The sequence below is a fragment of the Bradyrhizobium sp. S3.7.6 genome (genome assembly GCF_054061875.1).
The window spans coordinates 6,194,670-6,209,666 of the sequence record NZ_JBSSEQ010000001.1 but is presented as its reverse complement, the minus strand read 5'-3'; the positions used below and the strand labels follow the sequence as shown (position 1 = coordinate 6,209,666).

Genomic DNA, 14,997 nt, shown 5'->3' with positions numbered 1-14,997 from the left:
GGCGCTATGACGGCGCACGAACGCTTCCGATCGGAGCGCTCGCGCCCGAGATCGTCGAGGCTGCGATCCAGCGCGAGACCGCCCCGATGTCCTCCGCATTCTCGCGATAGGCGCGAAGCTGGAATTCCGCCGAGCTGCCGCGCTCCACGATGGTCCGGCAGTGCTCGACCTCGGCGGCGCAGTTCAGCGCGGCTGCGTCCCCGGCGACGTCGTCGATGATCCGGGCCAGCAGCTCCGAGATGGTGACCGGCCCGTCTTTCGAGGCAAAGATGCAATCGGTGCCGTAGCGCTGGGCCCGCCATTTGTTCTCGACCGCAATCGCGCGTTCGACCACCGTGACCTCCTTCGACCGATGCGGCCGCAGATAAAGATGGCGCGTCAGGCAGCGATAGAGCGAGGCGATGGCAACGGCGTCGTCGATGAAAGTGCAGGTGTCGGGCGCGCGAAGCTCGAGGGTCGGATGCCTCATGGACGGCCGCATCGCCCACCAGATATGGCTCTCGTCGGGAATCACGCCGGAGCGTTGCAGCGCGCCGACATATTCGTCGTAGTCGTGCCTGGTTTCGAACAGTTCGGGCAAGCCGGTGCGCGGCAGCTCGGAATAGGCGGCAAGCCGGTAGCCCTTCAGCCCGGTCTTGTGGGAATTCCAGAACGGGGAGGAGGCCGACAGCGCGATGAACAGCGGCAGATGCGGCAGCATCGCCCGCATCACCGCCATCCGCTTCTCGGGATCGGGCAGCTGGACGTGCACATGCATGCCGCACATCATGTTGCGGTGGCCGATGCTGCGCAGATCCTCGATCATCTCCTCGTAGCGCGGCTTCGGACTCGGCTGCGACATCCGCCAGACCGCGGTCGGATGCGTGCCGCAGGCCATGATGACGAAGCCGTATTGCGCGGCGACGTTGGCGACCTCGCGGCGGAGGAACCGCAGCTCTTCCCGGGCGTCATTGACATCGACGTGAACGTTGGTGGCAACCTCGAGCTGGGATTGCAGCATCTCCCGCATCGCCTGGCCGCCGGTGGACCAGTTCACCGACTCGAACAGGGCGTTGGGCGTTTCGATCGCGACCTCGAAGCTGCGGCGATCGGCGAGGAAGTATTCCTCCTCGATGCCGAAGGAATATTCAGCCGCCTTGCCGCGTCCGCCGGCAGAGCGGATGACGAGGTGCTGCTTGTCATCGGAGGAATCGAGGCGCAGCAGTTTCAAAACGTCTGAAGCAAATGTCATAGGGCCACCCGGCAGTGGTATTACCTGCGGGCAATAATCCGCATGACGCGGGCCGGTTCCGCGTCGGACCCACCGGAAATTGCAACGTCGAACGGAACAATTTTCACGTTTTCGGACGCGCGCGCGACCAGCGCGTGATTCGGCGGAACTTCCGTCCAGTCCGTTTCCTTGTCGAACGGCTCGGACACGACGACGACCTGGCCGCCGCCGGCCTCGCGATAATAGAGCGTGTTGGCGGCATCGTTGACCGCGACGCGAAACGCATAGAGATCCCGGCCGTTTGCGATCGCGCTGGTGAAGCGCAGGCGCTCACGAAGCTCGCCCTCGTTGACCAGGCCGACCAGCGATTGCAGCACGGCTTGCGTTGCGCCAAGTGGATCGCTGTCGAGTCCCGCGCCCATCATGGCGAGGAACACGGCTTCCGAATCGGTCGTGCCCAGCCGCGAGGGGTAGTAGGCATCGGGGATCAGCGCCTCGACCTTGCGCCGCAGGCGATTCCAGCTGCCGACGAAGCCGTTGTGCATGAACATCCACTGGCCGCAGGCGAACGGATGGCAATTCTGCCGCGTCACCGCCGTGCCGGTGGCGGCGCGCACATGGGCGAAGAACAGATGCGAGCGCAGATGGCGACAGAGGTAGCGCAGGTTTTCGTCCGACCAGGCCGGACGGGTCTCGCGGTAAAGGCCGGGCTCCGGATGCTCGCCATACCAGCCGAGACCAAAGCCGTCGCCGTTCGAGCCCGCGGTGGATTGCAGCGAGCGGATGCTCTGCGCGATCAGCGAATGCTCGGGCTCGGTGACGTAAGGCTCGAACGAGGTGGTCTCGCCCCGGTATGCGATCCAGCGGCACATGCGGCCTTCCTGTCAGGATGTGGCGTAAGGTTCACCAACAAGATCGCCTGTGTTGGGTTCCCCCGCGATGTGTTCTGCAAAGTCCGGATCATTTCTGCGGCGTGTTTTAGACGTTCATTTACCCTGCATTGCGGGAACCCGCGCATTAATACGTCTCTTAACGCCGACACGGTTAGGTTGCGCGCGAATTTTGAGTGCGCATCATGAGCCGATTTGTTCTTTTCACCTGCATGGCGTTCGTCTCCACGTTCGTGGGCGTCTCCTGGGCGATTCGCGGATTTCCGGTGTCGCACGTTTCGCTGGTCGGTGAATTGAGGCCCACGCTCAGTTCCTCGTTCGGCGATGAGCATTCAAAGGCCAAGCAGCGGAAGGATTGGGAAGCGGAGCACACCCTGCAAAGCGACAAGGACCCGAAGCAAGACGCACTGCGGATGGACGCATTGCAGGCAAGCACCGCTTACGCGATGTCGCCGTGCGACGACACCATGAAGGCGAACCTGAGGGCGGCTACGGAGGCCTATGCGCGGGGCTGGGTGAAGATCTACGACTGCCCAAATCCGAGAATGGGCATGTTCTGCAGTGAAGAGAAGCGCGATCGGGCGAACGCCGCGTATTCCACGCCGCTGGACGTTCGCGTCAAGGCGCAGCTGGCCGAGGCGTTCAAACAAAAGGGCATCGTCAAGGAAGACTTCCCGGAGGATATCCGCGACGTCGTTCTCTGGTTCACCGGGCCTGGTATGTTGTTTGATCCGTCTCCGGTATGCCTGCCACGGCAGCAGGCGTCGGCGAGCTTCAAATGAGCCGCGCCTGGTTCATCGTCTGGGCGCTTGTCATCTGGCAGGTCGCCGCCTGGGCATTCGCTCCGCAGAAGACAGCCCAGCGACCAGCAGCACCGGTCGATGGTCCGGGTTATGGTTCCAACGAAGAGATCTTCGTGGACGGTCGCGCAGGCTTGCGCCGCGAGACCGCTCTGGCGTTCGAGCGCCCTTATGGATCGCGTTGCGCGGGAGAGGGGCGGAAGCAATTCGTCGCCCATATCGACTACTATTATTATCGTCGTCAGAACGACATGGAACACTACCCCAAGATTTTCGGGAAAGCCGGGGCAGACTACATCGCCAAGCAATGGTCGACCGGAGACGACAAGCGCTTCGAACGCCTGACGCAGGAAGCCTACGCGCAAGGCTATCTTGCCCTATCGGATTTCGGTGACGTCGGGCGCAAACTGGCGGAAGCCGTTGTGAGGGGCGAGCGCGTCGTCGCGCATTCCTGCGCAAGCTGATGGTCCACGGAGACTCTCGGTGAAGCCTCTCAGCACCGAGAATCCCGCTCTCTCAGACCGGAAGCGGGATCAGGGCGGCAGCTTCGCGATCATGCGCGTCCTCGCTTGCCGCAAGACCTTGCGCGACGCCGACACGATCGGCCTCGGGGCGGTTCTGGCTCATCTTGCGCTTGCCCTCGAACCGCACGACGGGAATGCGGACGCCAACGATCCCGTGCAGTTGCGCGGCGATGAAATCGGCGGGGGCATCACTGACGGCCCACGGCTTTGCGCGCGCGCCCTCGTGCCTGTTCGTCAGCCGCGTCACGGCCTCGAGCAGGCGCTCCGGCTCCTGGAAGAATTCCACCGGACCATAGGCGTGCACGGCGACGTAATTCCAGGTCGGCACCACCTTTTCCGTCTCTTGCTTGGTCGCATACCAGGACGGCGTCACATAGGCGTCGGGGCCGTTGAAGATGGCGAGCGCATCGCCGATCGGCGGGAGCTTCCATTGCGGGTTGGCCTTGGCGACATGCCCATAGAGCACGCCGTGCTCGCCTTCACTCTCGTCGAGGAACAGCGGCAGGGGCGTGGCGACCGGACCTTCGCTGGTCGCCGTCACGAGGCTGGCGAGCCGGGCGCCGCGGATGGTCGCGCGGATGCTCTCGATGTCGTCGTCCTTGAAGGCGGGCGGGATGTACATGGCGTGTCTCCGTTCTTGATGCGGAGATAGCCGAAATCTGGCCTATATGAAACGGCCAGTTTTACATGATTTAATCAGTCCAGTTCGGCGGCGGCCTGCGCGAGAATCTTGCAGCCTCTCTCGATCTGCGCAATCTCCAGCGCCGAATAGCCCATGACGAGACCGACGGTCTTCCGCGCCCTGCGTGGGCCGACCAACAACGCGGAGACGGGATAGACGCCGACGCCTTTCGTGCGAGCCGCCTGGATCAATGCATCTTCGCGCTTCTGCGGCAGATCGTCGAGCCACGCCACCACGTGCAGGCCCGCCGCCGTGCCCTCGATCCGGACGCGATCTCCGAACCGGCGGCGCAACGCGGCGAGCAGCGCCTGCTGACGCTCGGCGTTGCGCCGGCGCACGCGCCTGACGTGGCTGTCATAGGCGCCGCTTTCGAGCATCGAAGCGAGAGCGTGCTGTTCGATCAGCGGCGTGTGCCGGTCCATGATCTGCTTGGCGGCGGCGAACAGGGATCGCAGCCCGGCGGGCACGACCAGGTAGCCGATCCGCAAGGTCGGGGAGAGTGTCTTGGAGACGGTGCCGAGATAGATCACGTTGTCGCTGCCCTCCAGCGCATGCAGCGGCGGGATCGGCCTGGTGTCGTAGCGATACTCGCTGTCGTAATCGTCCTCGATCACGTAGGCGTCGTGCTTGCGTGCCCAGGCGAGCAATTGGTGCCGGCGTCCGATCGGCATGACGCCGCCGAGCGGATATTGATGCGATGGCGTCACATAGGCGAGCCGGGCCTCGATGCCGTCGAGCCGCGTTGTCTCCAGTCCATCCGCGTCAACGGGGATCGGCACCGTCTCGGCGCCCGTTGCCGCGAGCGTGTGCCGCGCCATCTGGTAGCCGGGATCCTCCATCACGAAGCGGTCGCCGGCGTCGAGCAGGAGGCGCGCGCAGATGTCGAGCCCCTGCTGCGAGCCGTTCACGACAACGATCTGATCGACCTCGCAGCGGACGCTGCGCGATCGCCACAGATAGCCCTGAAGCGCGGTCCGCAGCCGCAGCGCGCCGCAGGGGTCGTCATAGGCCAGCCGCTCGGGCTTGCGCGCCATCGCCGCCGTCACGGCCTTCTTCCACGCCAGCACCGGGAAATCCGACGGCGAGAGCTCGCCATAGCGGAAGTTGGCGATGAGCCCGCGCGGCGGCTCGGTCCAGCGCGGCGGGTCCGACCGCAACCGCTCGCCGAAGGCCGACAGAAGCGGCCTGCGCGCCGAGGGCCGCGATGCGGCGCGCGCGCGTCCGCGTTCGACGACGGCGCGGGCAACGCGCGGCCGCGCGCCATGGCGTGTCTCGATAAAACCTTCGGCGGCGAGCTGTTCATAGGCGACGGTCACGGTCGAGCGCGCCACGCCCATCTCGCCGGCAAGCGCCCGCGACGACGGCAGCAGGCTGTCGATCCCGTAGACCTGCGTCAGAATCTGATCCCTCAGGGCTTCGTAGATCTGGCGCGCGCCCATGCGGCCGGCGCGATCGCCGGGAGTCGTCTTCATCTGGACCATCCACATTCCTGGCTCGGCATTCGTCCGAACGGACGATGCCGGAATGTGTTTCTAGTCCCGTTCGCCGAGAGTTTCGACGTAAGCCTTGCCGTAGGGATAAAAATGCTCCTTGCGGCCCTGATCCCAGAGGGTCTTCAGCCCGGGCGCGGTGATGTCCCAGTCCGGACGGCAATTCATGCTGACGGCTCGGAGATCCTGGCGCAGCTCTTCGACGGTCGGGCGTCCGAAGAACCAATAGCCGTTATAGATCTTGTGAACGCGCAGGCCGGGCTCCAGCACGATGACATGCGGGATCATCGGATTGTGGACGGGATCGGTGTATTCGGCGATGTCGAGATCCTTCTGAACGATCCGCCGCGAATCCGACAGGAAAGGCCAGTGCGCCCCGACGCCGCTGCGATATTCGTTGGTCTGGGTGATGTTGTCGGTGGTGATCGTGACCAGCCGGCAATAGCCGACCTCCATCTCGCGATGGAGTTGCAGCAGACCTTCGGCCTGGCGGCGATCCTTCGGACAGAAGCCGCCGCGGCCGAGAACGAGCACCATTGGATCGCCACCCTGCAGCTCGGAGAGCTTTCGGTGCTTGCCGGTGTGGTCGCTGAGCTCGTAATCCGGGAAGGTTACTCCCGGCATCATGTCAGGTCGCATTGAACTCTCCCATATCTTCTCGCATGTCTGGCGTGGGTGCCGACACTCACAGATCGATCACGACGTCGCCCTGGGGCCGTGAACAGCAGATCAGGACATTGCCGTCCGCTGGTGCGTCGAGCGGATCCGGCGCATAGCTGACCGCGCCGGCCACCAGCCCGCTCTCGCAGTTGTGGCACACGCCGGTCCGGCACGACCAGCGCACGGGAACGTCGCAGGCTTCGGCCAGCTCGAGCAGGCTGGCATATGATGGTCCCCAGCAGACATTGAGGCCGCTGCGGGCGAACGAGACCATCGGGCCTGGGCCGGTTGCGCCGGCCGGCAAGTGCGCCCGCTTCTGCGGGGAGGACGCTATGCCGGGTGTCAGGGATGGTCCGGCGCCGAACATCTCGGTGTGAACGCGATCCGCTGCGATGCCGAGTCCGGCAAGCCCGCGCGAGAGATCGGTCATGAACGGTGCCGGCCCGCACAGATAGAAATCGCCGTCGCGTGGGACGCCGACGGATTGAAGCACCCGGAGGTCCAGATGTCCGATCGTGTCAAAATCCACATTGAGGCGATCGCCTGGATCGGGCGCGCTGTAGCAGACATGGCTGTGATGGTGGGCCAGCCCAGCCAACAGCCCGCGCACCTCGGCGGCGAACGCATGTTCGCGACCGTTGCGGGTGCCGTGCAGCCACCAGACCTCTCGCGTCGATGCTTCCGCGGCGAGCGCGTGCAGCATCGCAAGCACCGGCGTTACGCCAATGCCGGCACTCAGCAAGACGACGGGCCGCGCATCTTGCCGTAGCGTGAAACTTCCGCGCGCCGCGCCGATCTGCACAGCGTCGCCAATCTTGACCTCGTCGGCGATATATTGGCTCGCCGCGCCGTGGGCTTCCCGCTTGATGCTGATGCGCCAGGACGCGGCATCGGAGCGGCTCGACAGCGAATAGCTGCGCGTCATCGCCGGTGCAGTGGAGGTGCCGAGCCGCACGACGACGAATTGCCCGGGCAGGGCGGCGGCGACGGGATGTCCGTCCGTGGGTTCGAGGATCAGCGACGTCACGTTGCCGCTTTCGGCGATCTTGCGCGCGACGCGAAACGGCCGGAAGCCGCGCCAGGCCGGAGGCGGGCTCGACGCCGGGCCGAGCCCGGCGTTTCCCGCCGTCGTATCCTTGCGCTGCTGCTCGAGCAGCGCCTCGAAGGAATGACGCCAGCCGCCGCTCAGCGCCGGAATTTTCAGCGCGCGCTCCAGGCCGTCGCGCGGGTGAGGAGGCAGATAGAGCAGCGCATTGATCTCGGACACGCTCATGCGTTCGGGGCCATCAGCGATCTGCGTGATCTCGTCGCCGGCCTCGACGTCGCCTTCCTCGATCACACGAAAATAGAAGCCGGGCCGGCCGTGCCTGACAAGCAGCGCGGCCATGTCCGGCTCCTCCATGCGAATCCCCAGCCGGTAACAGGTGACGCGCGGCTGCGTCACCTCGAACAGGGCAGAGCCGATTTTGTAACGATCTCCGATGCAGACGTCCCTGTCGGCGAGGCCGTCGACGGTAAAATTCTCGCCGAATTGACCTTGGACGAGGTTCGATCGACCGAGGTGCTCCTGCCAGTATTGATAGGACTCCCGCTGGTAGACGTAGACGGCGCGCTGCTCGCCGCCATGACCGGCGGTATCGCCCTGTCCATCGCCGTCGATGTTGAGCCGGCGCACCCTGCGCGGACCACTGACGGGCGTCTTCCAGACGCCGGTATAAACGGTCTTGCCTTGCCACGCGATGTCGCGCGGCAGGCCGACATTGAGGGAGAGCAAACGGGCCATGGGGTTCCCCGGCGTGACGGCGCGGCTCTGGCGGTTTCCAGGTCGCTGCAATGCCAATCTGCATCCATGTCGGAATTTTGGCCCGTTAGTCGTTGTTAGACGTTGCTAGCCGGTCTTGTCGCCGGCTGTCTGCGTCCCGATCTGGCGGCAGACACCGCAAGACGGGAGATCGCGATGGATGATCAGGCGATACTGGCGGCCCTTCAGCGCCATTGGGCTGCGTCGGACGCAAATGATTTCGAGGTCGAACACGACATTTACCGTGAGGACGCCGTGCTCGACTATCCGCAGTCCGGCGAGCGCATCCGCGGCCGCGGGACGATTCAGGAGAGCCGGTTCGTGCAGCCCAACAAGAAGCGCTTCACGGTCCGCCGGATCGTCGGCGGCGGCGATCTCTGGGTGAGCGAGTTCGTGCTGACCTATGACGGCGTGCCGTCCTATGTCGTCAGCATCATGGAATTCCGCGAAGGACTGGTGGCGCACGAGACGCAGTATTTCGGCGAGAAGTTCGATCCCGCACCATCGCGCGCGCATCTTGTCGAGGTCGTGAGGTAAGTTGCGCGTCAAACGGCGGTCTCGTGCCCCGGACGGAGCGCAGCGCCTCTTCGGCGGTGCGCTGCTGAGCCGGGGCCCATATTGCGGCGGAATGCGTGGCCTTCTGGGTCCCGGCTCTGCGCAGCAACGCGAAGGGCGTTGCAGCGCGTCCAGGACACGGAGAGACGCGCACTATTGGTTAACCAGATCCACTGACACGGAACCCGATGCGGCGGCTGGTCGCAGTCTTGTTGCCTTGATTCCGGCCCACCCATCTTTATGTCTGGAGCGAACAAGAATCCGGGCCCCTCTGGCGAGGACGCCGACAATGTCGGCAAAACCTTGCGATGTCGGATGACCTGTCCCGCGCGAATGCGATGGATCGGCCGATCGTCGGGCCTTCTCGAGTTCTCTCCGACTCAATCGTCCCCATCGCAGCCCCGCGCGGTCATTTCGCAACGTAAGGGAGCTACGATGTCCGACGCCGCCACTTCAAATCCGATCGAAATCGAGATCACGGAACCGTCCAGGCTGAACGAGCAGGCTGCGGTCGCGTTGGTGATCGCCGGCGCGCTCGTCGCCTTCGCCGACCGGCGCGTTTCGCCGGTCGAGCGCGACGAGGTGATCCGCTTCATCAGGGATCGCGGACTGGCGCCGCACATGAGTGACGACCGGCTGTTTGCGATATTCGACGAACTGGCGGAACGACTCGAGGAGCCTGACTTTGCCAATGTGGTGATCGACACGTTGCGTCCGGTCTCGGACCTGCCGCTGTCGGCCCATTTGATGGAACTGTCGGAGCGCGTCGCGGCTGCGGACGAGGACGTGCATCCCCATGAGGTGCAGGCGATCAAGCTGTTGCGCCTGCTGACGCTCGTGCTGCCGCGCGCAAAGCCGGTGGCGCCGGGCAGCGCAGGCACTGAACGGCGCGCCGCCGCGCAGGAGTGAGCATGAGCACAGCATCGGACGAGCGGACGACAGGAAATCTGGTCACCACCGGCCAGATGGCCGGTGGCGACCCGCGCCTCGACAAACTCGTCCGTCGCCTGCCGCCGCGCATGGGCGACACCGTCGCCTATCTGCTCAAACCGTCCAGCCGCTGGGTGAGGATCCCTTCGGGCGCGCTGCTCATCGTTGGCGGCGTGCTCTCCTTCCTGCCGGTGCTCGGAATCTGGATGCTGCCGCTCGGCCTCGCACTGCTCGCCGAAGACGTCCCGGCGTTGCGCGCCTCGCGCTCCAAGGTCCTGGATTGGGTCGAGCGGAAGAAGCCGCAATGGCTCGATCCGTCTGCATCGAAAAGTGATCAATCATGACTGAATTCATCACCGCCGACGCGCTGACCGCGCTGCTCCAGGTCATCCTGATCGACCTCGTGCTCGCCGGCGACAACGCCGTCGTCATCGGCCTTGCCGCCGCCGGCCTGCCGGCCGAGCAGCGCCGCCGCGCCGTTATCGTCGGCATCGTCGCCGCCACAGCCTTGCGCATCGTCTTCGCCGGCGTCGCGACCCAGCTCCTGCAGGTGATCGGCCTGCTGCTCGCCGGCGGCGTGCTGCTGCTGTGGGTGTGCTGGAAGATGTGGCGCGAGCTGCGCGAGCAGTCCGCGCACACCGAGCTCTCGTTGAGCCATGGCGGTAGCGCGGGCAGCGCACCGGCGTCGCGCAAGACCTTCGGGCAGGCGGCGTTGCAGATCGTCGCCGCTGACGTCTCGATGTCGCTGGATAACGTGCTCGCAGTCGCAGGCGCCGCGCGCGAGCATCCCTACATCCTCGCGTTCGGACTGTTGCTGTCGGTCGCGATGATGGGCGTCGCCGCCGATCTGCTCGGCCGGGTGTTGCAGAAGCAGCGCTGGATCGCCTATGTCGGTCTCGCCATCATCGTTTACGTCGCCTTCGAGATGATCTATCGCGGTTCGCTCGAGCTCGCGCCCGTCATCGCGAGTCTCTGAGGCGACAATTCCTGCCTGCAATCCGGAGTGATCCATGACGCCTGAACCCAAAGCACCTTCGGCGCACGCCGGGCCGCGACCGAAAATCGGCCCATTCGCCCAGCTCATCTTCGGCTCGCGCTGGCTGCAAGTGCCGCTCTATGTCGGCCTCATCGTCGCGCAGGGCGTCTATGTGCTGCTGTTCCTGAAGGAGCTCTGGCACCTGGTCGCGCACTCGTTCGACGCCAGCGAGCAGCAGATCATGCTGGTCGTGCTCGGACTGATCGACGTCGTCATGATCTCGAACCTGCTGGTCATGGTGATCGTCGGCGGCTACGAGACCTTCGTCTCGCGCCTGAACCTGAACGGCCATCCGGACGAGCCGGAATGGCTGAGCCACGTCAATGCCAGCGTGCTGAAGATCAAGCTCGCGATGGCGATCATCGGCATTTCCTCGATCTCGCTGCTCAGGACCTTCATCGAGGCCGGCAATCTCGGCACCACGCGCAGCAATTTCACCGAGTCCGGCGTGATGTGGCAGGTGCTGATCCACCTGACCTTCATCATTTCCGCAATCGGTATCGCCTGGGTCGACCGCATCAGCGAGAGCGGGCACCGCAAGGGTCACGCCTGAGGGGCGATCCGCACTCTCAGGCGCCGATGGCCAGATGCAACGGACGCCGTCCGCGTGCCAGCGTCTCGGACGGCGCTTCGCCGAAGGCCAGTCTGTAGCTCCTTGAGAAGTCGCCCAGATGCCAGAAGCCGTTACCGAGCGCTGCGGCCTTGACGGTCAAGCCATCGCCCCCGGTCATGAGCTGGACGCGAACGGCCCACAACCGTTTGAGGCGCAGATAGTGGTGCAGGCTCACGCCATGCACCGCGTGCGTCGCGACCTGGAGCGTGCGCACGGACACGCCGAGCGCGGCGGCGAGGTCGTCGCTGTAGAGCGGCTTGCTGCCGAACAGCGCAACGACGTCGTCGAGATGCGCGATCAGCTTGCGGTGCTTGTCGAATGAACCGGGGCGGGCGCTGCGTGCGCCTGCCGGCAGCAGGGTGGCGTCGAGGCCGGCGAGCAGCGTTTCCTGGATCGGGCGGTAGAGCGCCTCGAATTGCCGGGGATCGTTGCATGCCGACGCCAGCGAGAACATCTCCACGATAGCCGCGCGCAGGCGCGTCATCGGATCGTCCTGCGTGCGGACATAGGCGAGGCCGGTGTCGAAATCCGCCCAGCCGCGATGGCGCATGTCCGAGTTGAAGCGCAGCATCAGGTAAGTGTTGGGGTGATGCTCGATCGCCTTGACGGGGGCTTTGCCGCGCATGACGGCGATCATCGAACTATCGACCTCGCGGCCATTGGCGATGGAGTGAAAGGTGAGGGGAACAACGAGGCCGACGCCGTTGTCCGTGCCGATCTCGGCCTCATACCGCCGTGCAAAGGAGCGCTGGAGCACGAAGAGCCCGTCGCGGAGCGGCAGGATGGCGCGAGACAGCGAGAATTCCCGCGGACGGAGCGGCGTGCTGGTGCCGAGACCGAGCACCTCGTTGGCGCGAAATTCGTCGAAGTCCGAGAAGCGCTCGACGCCGAGGACGCGCGATGGCTTTAGCCGACGTACCGGCATTTCGGGATCCCAGGGCATGTCGGGGTGAGCGGGTTGAATCCGCACAAGCGTATCAGAGGCCCGACCGTCGGCCATATTCCGGGAAACTACTGCCTGCGCGGCGGCGACAGGGGAAGTCGGCGCGCTGCTGTGAGGACTTCACGGACAAGTACGCGAGTCCGGCAGGCTCAGATCGTTCACTTCAGAATTTCGCACACCGTAGGATGTGATCCGACGTCAAGCTGCGCGTTGCTTGTGGAGATGCTCCGCCACCACGCCTCCAGCGCGTCGCGCTCGCAGCCGAGCCTGACGCTCATGCCGCCGGCGAACTTGATCCAGTCGGCGAAATGGTCTCTGCCAACCGCGATCACCACGGGAATGTCGGCGTCGAGCGCGCGTCCGATCAGATGGGACAGGCCCTTGCCGTCGCGCTCGCGCTTGCCGAAGCGGTTGATGATGACGAGATCGGCGCCATGCGAGAGCGCGTCCGCGATCCGCATCCCCGCATTTTGCAGCCGCGCGAGATCGAGACGGCAGCCGCGCGCGGCCGGATCGAAATCCTGCGCGAGTAGAAGCGTCTCGCCGCTGTGAAGCAGCACGGCCGACAGGCTCAAATCCGCGCATTGCCCGGCCTGAACCATGCCGACGACGCGACGGCCACGCGCATTCAGATCCGCCGCAAAGCTGCGCAGGACCGCGTCGGGGTCCTGATGCGCCTCGTAGACGAGGGCGGCGAGGTCGCATTGCGCATCGAACATGGTCGGCCTCCGTTTGACGGCAAAGAATTGGGGCCGCGACGTTTCCGCCGCGGCCCCGGTTCTCCGATCAGGCCGCGGGCGGGCCGTTGATGATCTGCAGCTGTGTGAACTCGGCGAGGCCTTCCTCGGCGAATTCAGTGCCGATGCCCGATTGCTTGGCGCCGCCGAACGGGATGTGCGGGGCCATGTCGAGGTGCTTGTTGATCCAGACCGTACCGGACTCGAGCTGTGTTGCGACTTCGTGCGCGCGCTTGATGTCGGACGACCAGACCGAAGCGCCGAGGCCGTAGGTGGTGGCGTTGGCGCGGCGGATCGCATCGTTCTTGTCGGAGTACTTGATCAGCGGCAGCACCGGGCCGAACTGCTCCTCGTCGACCAGTTTCGAGCCTTCCTGGATGTCGCGCACGATGGTCGGCTCGATGAAATAGCCGGGACGGTCCATCGCCGAACCGCCGGCGACCACCTTGCCGTTCTTGCGCGCGTCCTCGAGGAACGTCTTCACCTTCTCGTACTGCATCTTGTTCTGCAGCGGCCCGAGCTTGGTGCCCTGCTTGGCGCCGTCGTCGACCACCGTGCTCTTGGCGATCGCGACCAGCTCGTTGCAGAGCTCGTCATAGACGGACTCGTGGACGTAGAGACGCTTGATGGCGAGGCAGACCTGGCCGGAGTTCTGGAACGCGCCCTCGAAGATGTCGGGAGCGACCTTCTTCGGGTCGACATCGTCGAGCACGATGCCGGCGTCGTTGCCGCCGAGCTCGAGCGTGATGCGCTTGAGCGTCTGCGCCGCGCTCGCCATCACCTTCTGCCCCGTGGCGGAAGAGCCGGTGAACGAGATCTTGCGGATATCAGGATGCTTGGTCATCTCGCCGCCGAGGTCGTTGGCGTCGGTGATGAAGTTGAGAACGCCCTTCGGCAGGACGTCCTTGATCAACTCGGCGAAGCGCAGGGTCGCCAGCGGCGTGGTCGGCGCCGGCTTCACCACCAGCGTGTTGCCGGCGAGCAGCGCCGACGGCAGCTTGAAGCTGAGGATGAGCAGCGGATAGTTCCAGGGAATGATGGCGCCGACGACGCCGAGCGGGCGGCGATAGGCTTCCACCTTGCGGTCACCGGAATCCTCGATCACCTTCATCGGCAATTCGAGCGAGCTGAGGTAGCGGAAGAACGCGGCCATGCCGAGGACCTCGCCGGTGGCGTCGCCAAGCGGCTTGCCTTGCTCGCTGGTGAGGATGTGGGCGAGCTCGCCCGAATTGGCCTCGATCACGTCGGCCATCTCGTTCACGAGCTTGCGGCGTTCCGCCATCGGGGTCGCGGCCCAGGCCGGGAAGGCGGCCTTCGCCGCGGCGACGGCGGCATCAAGCTGCGCCTTCGAGGCACGCGGACACTGCGCCAGCACCTCTTCGGTCGCGGGATTGAGAACCGGCATGGTCTGGTCGCCGGGCACCATCTTGCCGTCGATGAGAAGATTGTAGTCACTCATTGGCTTTGCGCTCCCTTGCAAAAACGGGCCGTTCGGGGCCTCGTTATATCGAACTATATATCACGACTTCGCCGGGCCGACCATGGCGGCCGGTTCGATCAATTCCAGAAAAGCAGGGCTGGACGCGGGTGGACATATCGATATATCGTGATGAATATAGCGAACCGTGTTCCGGGACTGACGATGGAAATCAAGGTGAGGCAGCTCACGACCTGCGAGGTGGCGTCCGACGGCGGCGCGATCTCGCTGGGCTTCGAGGATCTGGCGGGCAACCCCGCCGCGGTCAGTGTCTCGCTCAACCAGGTCGGCGCCCTCATCATGACGCTGCCCGGGCTGCTCGAGGCGGCGCTGAAGGCCCGCTACGGCGACCAGAGCTTGCGCTACGCCTATCCGCTGGCGTCCTGGGCGATCGAGCAGGCGACCGATACGACCCAGCGCATCATTACGCTTCAAACCGAGGACGGCTTCAAGGTGCGCTTCTCGATCCCGAAAGCCGAGCAGAGCCTGCTCGGCGAAGCGCTGACCCAGCCGATGCCGGAAATGTCGGTGCGGCCGAACTAGCGGCTTGGGCCAAAGGCGCAATTAAAACGCAGCCCAAGAATGAAATTGCCGATTGGGCCGGTCGGGCGCCGGAAATGTTGCACGCGTCGCCTGAACTAGAGAATCG

The 14,997-nt window shown here is 64.9% G+C and carries 17 protein-coding genes; 8 read left to right on the top strand and 9 right to left on the bottom strand.

Annotated elements, in window-relative coordinates:
* Positions 1-4 precede the first annotated feature (4 nt).
* Both ACVJ5M_RS30705 and ACVJ5M_RS30700 read right to left on the bottom strand, forming a co-directional pair.
* A complete protein-coding gene (locus ACVJ5M_RS30705) occupies positions 5-1,231 on the bottom strand; it encodes a carboxylate-amine ligase (RefSeq protein WP_063984014.1) in 1,227 nt (408 codons plus the stop codon).
* A gap of 20 nt (positions 1,232-1,251) precedes the next feature.
* Positions 1,252-2,082 (bottom strand): class II glutamine amidotransferase, encoded by an 831-nt coding sequence (locus ACVJ5M_RS30700; RefSeq protein ID WP_063984013.1) that lies wholly within the window; start codon positions 2,080-2,082, stop codon positions 1,252-1,254.
* Positions 2,083-2,285: 203 nt separating this feature from the next.
* On the opposite strand from ACVJ5M_RS30700, the gene ACVJ5M_RS30695 reads away from it, so the two are divergent.
* Both ACVJ5M_RS30695 and ACVJ5M_RS30690 read left to right on the top strand, forming a co-directional pair.
* Positions 2,286-2,882, top strand: a complete 597-nt coding sequence (locus ACVJ5M_RS30695) for a hypothetical protein (RefSeq protein ID WP_231144579.1) — start codon at positions 2,286-2,288, stop codon at positions 2,880-2,882.
* On the top strand, positions 2,879-3,364 hold the full coding sequence (locus ACVJ5M_RS30690; RefSeq protein WP_231144580.1) for a hypothetical protein: 486 nt from the start codon (positions 2,879-2,881) through the stop codon (positions 3,362-3,364). Before ACVJ5M_RS30695 ends, ACVJ5M_RS30690 begins: the two co-directional genes overlap by 4 nt.
* A gap of 52 nt (positions 3,365-3,416) precedes the next feature.
* Here the strand turns inward: ACVJ5M_RS30690 and ACVJ5M_RS30685 are convergent, their stop codons facing one another.
* From ACVJ5M_RS30685 to ACVJ5M_RS30670, 4 genes are all read right to left on the bottom strand, one after another.
* Positions 3,417-4,046 (bottom strand): FMN-binding negative transcriptional regulator, encoded by a 630-nt coding sequence (locus ACVJ5M_RS30685; protein ID WP_354097874.1) that lies wholly within the window; start codon positions 4,044-4,046, stop codon positions 3,417-3,419.
* Positions 4,047-4,120: 74 nt separating this feature from the next.
* The gene (gene pdxR / locus ACVJ5M_RS30680; protein WP_231144581.1) at positions 4,121-5,587 is read right to left on the bottom strand and encodes a MocR-like pyridoxine biosynthesis transcription factor PdxR; all 1,467 of its coding nucleotides are present in this window, start codon (positions 5,585-5,587) and stop codon (positions 4,121-4,123) included.
* 51 nt (positions 5,588-5,638) lie between these two features.
* Positions 5,639-6,235, bottom strand: a complete 597-nt coding sequence (locus ACVJ5M_RS30675) for a redoxin domain-containing protein (RefSeq protein WP_084795175.1) — start codon at positions 6,233-6,235, stop codon at positions 5,639-5,641.
* Positions 6,236-6,281: 46 nt separating this feature from the next.
* Positions 6,282-8,039 (bottom strand): MOSC and FAD-binding oxidoreductase domain-containing protein, encoded by a 1,758-nt coding sequence (locus ACVJ5M_RS30670; protein ID WP_063984009.1) that lies wholly within the window; start codon positions 8,037-8,039, stop codon positions 6,282-6,284.
* Between the two features lie 174 nt (positions 8,040-8,213).
* Here ACVJ5M_RS30670 and ACVJ5M_RS30665 point away from each other — a divergent pair, with 174 nt between their 5' ends.
* From ACVJ5M_RS30665 to ACVJ5M_RS30645, 5 genes are all read left to right on the top strand, one after another.
* On the top strand, positions 8,214-8,594 hold the full coding sequence (locus tag ACVJ5M_RS30665) for a nuclear transport factor 2 family protein (protein WP_354097873.1): 381 nt from the start codon (positions 8,214-8,216) through the stop codon (positions 8,592-8,594).
* A 453-nt stretch (positions 8,595-9,047) separates the two neighbouring features.
* Complete coding sequence (locus ACVJ5M_RS30660; protein ID WP_354099531.1) at positions 9,048-9,521, top strand: TerB family tellurite resistance protein; 474 nt, start codon at positions 9,048-9,050, stop codon at positions 9,519-9,521.
* A 2-nt stretch (positions 9,522-9,523) separates the two neighbouring features.
* The gene (locus ACVJ5M_RS30655; RefSeq protein ID WP_354097872.1) at positions 9,524-9,886 is read left to right on the top strand and encodes a hypothetical protein; all 363 of its coding nucleotides are present in this window, start codon (positions 9,524-9,526) and stop codon (positions 9,884-9,886) included.
* Complete coding sequence (locus tag ACVJ5M_RS30650; RefSeq protein WP_354097871.1) at positions 9,883-10,518, top strand: TerC family protein; 636 nt, start codon at positions 9,883-9,885, stop codon at positions 10,516-10,518. The genes ACVJ5M_RS30655 and ACVJ5M_RS30650 overlap by 4 nt, the downstream gene beginning before the upstream one ends.
* Positions 10,519-10,552: 34 nt before the next feature.
* The gene (locus ACVJ5M_RS30645; protein ID WP_085404852.1) at positions 10,553-11,131 is read left to right on the top strand and encodes a TIGR00645 family protein; all 579 of its coding nucleotides are present in this window, start codon (positions 10,553-10,555) and stop codon (positions 11,129-11,131) included.
* 16 nt (positions 11,132-11,147) lie between these two features.
* Here the strand turns inward: ACVJ5M_RS30645 and ACVJ5M_RS30640 are convergent, their stop codons facing one another.
* The 3 genes from ACVJ5M_RS30640 to ACVJ5M_RS30630 form a co-directional block, all read right to left on the bottom strand.
* Positions 11,148-12,116 carry a helix-turn-helix domain-containing protein gene (locus tag ACVJ5M_RS30640; RefSeq protein ID WP_063986457.1) on the bottom strand — a complete coding sequence of 323 codons (969 nt, stop codon included), beginning with the start codon at positions 12,114-12,116 and terminating at the stop codon, positions 11,148-11,150.
* 176 nt (positions 12,117-12,292) lie between these two features.
* Positions 12,293-12,853 carry a DUF2478 domain-containing protein gene (locus tag ACVJ5M_RS30635; protein ID WP_063984004.1) on the bottom strand — a complete coding sequence of 187 codons (561 nt, stop codon included), beginning with the start codon at positions 12,851-12,853 and terminating at the stop codon, positions 12,293-12,295.
* Between the two features lie 67 nt (positions 12,854-12,920).
* Complete coding sequence (locus tag ACVJ5M_RS30630; protein WP_063984003.1) at positions 12,921-14,330, bottom strand: aldehyde dehydrogenase family protein; 1,410 nt, start codon at positions 14,328-14,330, stop codon at positions 12,921-12,923.
* 183 nt (positions 14,331-14,513) lie between these two features.
* On the opposite strand from ACVJ5M_RS30630, the gene ACVJ5M_RS30625 reads away from it, so the two are divergent.
* The gene (locus ACVJ5M_RS30625) at positions 14,514-14,891 is read left to right on the top strand and encodes a hypothetical protein (RefSeq protein WP_028159380.1); all 378 of its coding nucleotides are present in this window, start codon (positions 14,514-14,516) and stop codon (positions 14,889-14,891) included.
* Positions 14,892-14,997 lie beyond the last annotated feature (106 nt).